This window comes from Micromonospora sp. NPDC049060 (genome assembly GCF_040649055.1).
Taxonomy (GTDB): domain Bacteria; phylum Actinomycetota; class Actinomycetes; order Mycobacteriales; family Micromonosporaceae; genus Micromonospora; species Micromonospora reichwaldensis.
In genome coordinates, this window is record NZ_JBEZEV010000163.1 from 1 (window position 1) to 4,323 (window position 4,323).

Here is a 4,323-nt window from a genome sequence, read left to right on the forward strand (position 1 = left end):
GCGGGGCGGGGTGGCGCGCACAGCGCGGCGCAGGGCGGGGTGGCGCGGGGCGGACAGCGCGGGGCGGCGGCGCGGGGTGGGGTGGGGCAGTGCGGGGCGGGCAGCGCGGGGGCCGGGGCGGAGTGGGTGGCGCGGGGTGGCGCGGCGGGGGCGGCATGGGGCGGGGCGGTGGGTGGTGTGGTGTGAGGTGGGGTTGGTTGGCGGTTGTGCGTCCGGATTGCGCGGGTTTCCCGGGTCGCTGGTCGGGAATCGGGTGACGCATGCCTCACCGTCGAACCACGACGGGCGGTATCTCCTCGACCGTGATTACGGTAAAAGCGAAGGCAATTCAACGCAGATCTGCCGGCGAAGCGAGGGAAACATGACGGAAGTCAAGCTCGATCACCCCGGTGGGCAGCTTTCGATGCCGGTGCAATCCGCGGTCGAGGGCCCCGCCGGCATCGGGGTGGGCAAGCTGCTGAAGGAAACCGGGATGACGACGTACGACCCCGGTTTCGTCAACACCGCGGCCTGCTCGTCCGACATCACCTACATCGACGGCGACGCGGGGATCCTGCGTTACCGTGGGTACCCGATCGAGCAGCTCGCGGAGAAGTCCTCCTTCCTGGAGGTCTCCTACCTGCTGATCTACGGTGAGCTGCCGACCCAGCAGCAGTTGACCGAGTTCACCGAGCGGATCCGCCGGCACTCGCTGCTGCACGAGGAGATGCGCCGCTTCTTCGACGGCTTCCCGCGCGACGCGCACCCGATGGCTGTGCTCTCGTCGGCCGTCAGCGCCATCTCCACCTTCTACCAGGACAGCCTGGACCCGTTCGACTCCTCGCACGTCGAGATGTCCACGGTGCGGCTGATGGCGAAGGTGCCCACCATCGCCTCGTACGCGTACAAGAAGTCGATCGGCCAGCCGCTGCTGTACCCGGACAACTCGCTGGGCTACGTGGAGAACTTCCTGCGGATGACCTTCGGCGTGCCGGCGGAGCCGTACGAGGTCGACCCGGTGATGGCCAAGGTGCTGGACATGCTGTTCATCCTGCACGCCGACCACGAGCAGAACTGCTCCACCTCGACCGTGCGCCTGGTCGGCTCCAGCAACGCCAACCTCTTCGCCTCGGTCTCGGCGGGCGTGAACGCGCTCTTCGGCCCGCTGCACGGCGGCGCCAACCAGGCCGTGCTGGAAATGCTGGAGAAGATCCAGGCCGACGGCGGCGACGTCCAGTCCTTCGTACGCAAGGTGAAGGACAAGCAGGACGGCGTGAAGCTCATGGGCTTCGGCCACCGGGTCTACAAGAACTACGACCCGCGCGCGGCGATCGTGAAGAAGGCGGCCCAGGACGTGCTCGGCCGGATGGCCAAGCCCGACCCGCTGCTGGACATCGCCATGCAGCTGGAGGAGATCGCCCTCGCCGACGAGTTCTTCGTCTCCCGCAAGCTCTACCCGAACGTGGACTTCTACACCGGCCTGATCTACAAGGCCATGGGCTTCCCGACCAAGATGTTCACGGTGCTCTTCGCGCTGGGCCGGCTCCCCGGCTGGATCGCGCAGTGGCGCGAGATGATCAACGACCCGGAGACCAAGATCGGCCGCCCGCGGCAGATCTACACCGGTGCCCCCGAGCGGGCGTACACCCCGTTCTCGGAGCGCTGAGTTCCGGCCGTACCGACGCCGAAGGCCGCCGACCCCGCACGGGTCGGCGGCCTTCGGCGTGTCGTACCCCCCCCGCCGTCGCGCCCGACGGGGTGTAGGGAAGGGCCCCGTCCTATGCGAAAAACGATAGGAAGGGGCCCTTCCTTACACCCGTCAGCGGAGGCCGGCGGCGGCGAGCAGGTTGCCCTCGGCGATCGACGGCACGGCGCGACCCCGGGTCACCCGCTCGGCGGCGAACGACCCGGCGGTGGCGATCGCGGCCGCGTAGGCGGTGGCCGTACGCTGCGCGATGGCCGACCAGCCGTACCGCTCGTGCACCATGACGCGGGCCCGGCGGGCGAGCTGGCGGGCCCGCTCCCGGTCCGACAGCAGCGCGTCGATCGCGTCGGTCAGCCCGTCCGGGTCGTGCGGCCGGAAGGTCATCCCGGTCACCCCGGGCTCGACGATCTCGGCGAGCCCGCCGGTCGCGGCGACGGCCAGGGGCGCGCCGGCGGCGGCGCCCTCCAGGGCCACCATGCCGAACGGCTCGTAGATGCTCGGCACGGCGAAGCAGTCCGACGCGGCCATCACGGCGGGCAGGTCGGTGCCGCCGAGGAAGCCCGGCAGGCTGACCGTGCCGCCGAGGCCCAGGCGGTGCACCTCGGCCTCCAACTCGCCTCGGTACGGCCCGTCGCCGACGATGACGGCGCGCAGCCCAGGGTGCCGATCGCGCAGCCGGGGCAGCCCGGCGATCAGGTGCTGCACGCCCTTCTCGTAGACCAGCCGGCCGGCGAAGGTGACAAGTGGCCCGTCCCCGGCGAAGCGGGCGCGGGCCTGCGCCACCGCTGCGGCCGGGACGCGCCAACGGTGCGGCTCCACGCCGTTGGGCACCACGTCGACCCGGCCGGCCGGTACGCCGAACAGCCCCGTCACCTCGTCGCGCATGTAGCCGGAGCAGACGATCACCCGGCCCGACTCGCCGGCCAGCCAGTGTTCGACGCCGTGGATGGTGCGGTTCATCTCTTCGGGTAGCCAGCCCTGGTGTCGGCCGGCTTCGGTGGCGTGGATGGTGCTGACGAGGGGGATGTCGAGGTGTTCGCGCAGGGTCATGGCGGTGTGGGCGACGAGCCAGTCGTGGGCGTGGATGACGTCGTAGGTGCCGGCTTCGGTGGCGCGTAGGGCGGCGCGGGTGAGGGTGTGGTTGAAGGCCATGGTCCAGGCGAGCAGGGAGGAGGTGGCCAGGGGGAAGGTGACGGGGTCTTCGGCGGCGCGGACGATGCGGACGCCGTCGGCGTATTCCTCGAGGGGTGCGCCGTCGGTGTGGCGGGTGACGACGGTGACTTCGTGGCCGGCGGCGGCGAGGGCGACGGAGAGGGCGTGCACGTGCCGGCCGAGCCCGCCGACGAGGACCGGCGGGTACTCCCAGGAGAGCATGAGGATGCGGCGGGTCTGCGGGGGCGTGCCCGTCGTTCCGGACTGCGTCGGGACCTGGGGCCGGGAGGTGAGGGTGGGCCGGTGGACCCGACCCGGGGTGCTGGTGGGCTGCTCGTCGACCCGCAGGGTCGTCACATCAATCTCCGTCCATGCATGGTGGAACGCGCCGGCAGCGGTGGCGGCGAAAGGGTGGCAGAGGTGGCCGAACGGCCGAGTGGAGACGCGCGTACGCGCGCCCCGGGACAAGCAAAGGCCATCCGGGCCGATCCCGCATCTCGAAAGGGGCCAAGGTGACGGAGGACACCTGAAAGTGCCGGTTCGTGTCAGTCGGGTGGATTCCGGTCGTCGGCCGACCGGGTGCGGAGGCGGCGGGACCTGCGGCGACCGCCCCGGGGACGGGGACGGCCGCCGACCCCCTTGTGCGGGGTCGACGGCCGTCCGTCGGGTAGCACCGCTCAGTGGGCGTGGTCCTCCTCGTGGGCGGTCTCCGGCAGGTTGCCGAGCACCTTGTCGATCACGTGGATCCGGGCGCCACCGGCCCGGTAGTCGGCGCAGATCGTCTCGGCCCGGTCGGCCAGCCGGACGCCCGACCCGGCCGGGGCGACGGCGAGGGTGGTGCCCGCCAGGGTGGTGACGGTGCCGGCGGACGCCAGGTCGGCCACCGGGCGAGCCCCCGCGACCAGGTGCTCCTTCAACAGCCCGCGCAGTGTCGCGGTGTCCTTGAGCAGCAGTTGGTCCAGGTTGGCGGTGGAGAACCTGGCCCGGAAGGCGTCGTCGGTGGGGGCGAGGATGGTGAGCCCGCCCGCGGCGGACAGCTCCTCGGTCAGCCCGGTGGCCCGCACCGCCGCCTCGAACATGGTGAGCACGGGAATCCAGGTCAGGGCCTGGGCGGGGGACCGGTCCACCAGCGAGCCCGGACTACCCGGCTCGGTCCCCGAGGGCAGCGCGTCGCACAGCGGTCCGGTGACCGCGACCGGTGCGGTGCGGTCCGCCGCGGCGGGGGACTCCTGCGAGCCGGTGCATCCGGTCACCGCGACCAGGAGGGCCAGGGCCGCCCCGGCCGCCGCCCGCCGACGGCGGGCGGCCCGGGACACAGGGCCGGGGATGAGGGTCTCGGACACGGTCTCTCCACTCCAGTACCGGTACGGCAGGTGCCGGCAGGTCGGCGGTGGGCCGACCAGCCGGCCCCCCCGGCGGGGACGCAGCAGGTCACAGCGGCGCGCCCTGGCCGAACTTCGGACCACGCACGGGGTTGGCGACCACCC

At 72.1% G+C, this 4,323-nt stretch carries 4 protein-coding genes; 2 read left to right on the forward strand and 2 right to left on the reverse strand.

The genetic code is table 11. The features are described from left to right. Positions 1-186, forward strand: a 186-nt coding sequence (locus tag AB0B83_RS29920) for a hypothetical protein (RefSeq protein WP_357580977.1), incomplete at its 5' end; no start/stop codon positions are given. Positions 187-361: 175 nt separating this feature from the next. After that, positions 362-1,645 carry a citrate synthase gene (locus AB0B83_RS29925; protein ID WP_357580978.1) on the forward strand — a complete coding sequence of 428 codons (1,284 nt, stop codon included), beginning with the start codon at positions 362-364 and terminating at the stop codon, positions 1,643-1,645. Positions 1,646-1,798: 153 nt separating this feature from the next. Here the strand turns inward: AB0B83_RS29925 and AB0B83_RS29930 are convergent, their stop codons facing one another. Both AB0B83_RS29930 and AB0B83_RS29935 read right to left on the reverse strand, forming a co-directional pair. Continuing rightward, the gene (locus AB0B83_RS29930) at positions 1,799-3,193 is read right to left on the reverse strand and encodes a glycosyltransferase family 4 protein (protein ID WP_357580979.1); all 1,395 of its coding nucleotides are present in this window, start codon (positions 3,191-3,193) and stop codon (positions 1,799-1,801) included. 320 nt (positions 3,194-3,513) lie between these two features. Continuing rightward, positions 3,514-4,179, reverse strand: a complete 666-nt coding sequence (locus tag AB0B83_RS29935) for a fasciclin domain-containing protein (RefSeq protein WP_357580980.1) — start codon at positions 4,177-4,179, stop codon at positions 3,514-3,516. Positions 4,180-4,323 lie beyond the last annotated feature (144 nt).

Coding starts and splice junctions, on each gene's coding strand:
- AB0B83_RS29925 (WP_357580978.1), top strand. CDS start 362: ATGACGGAAGTCAAGCTCGATCACCCCGGTGGGCAGCTTTCGATGCCG.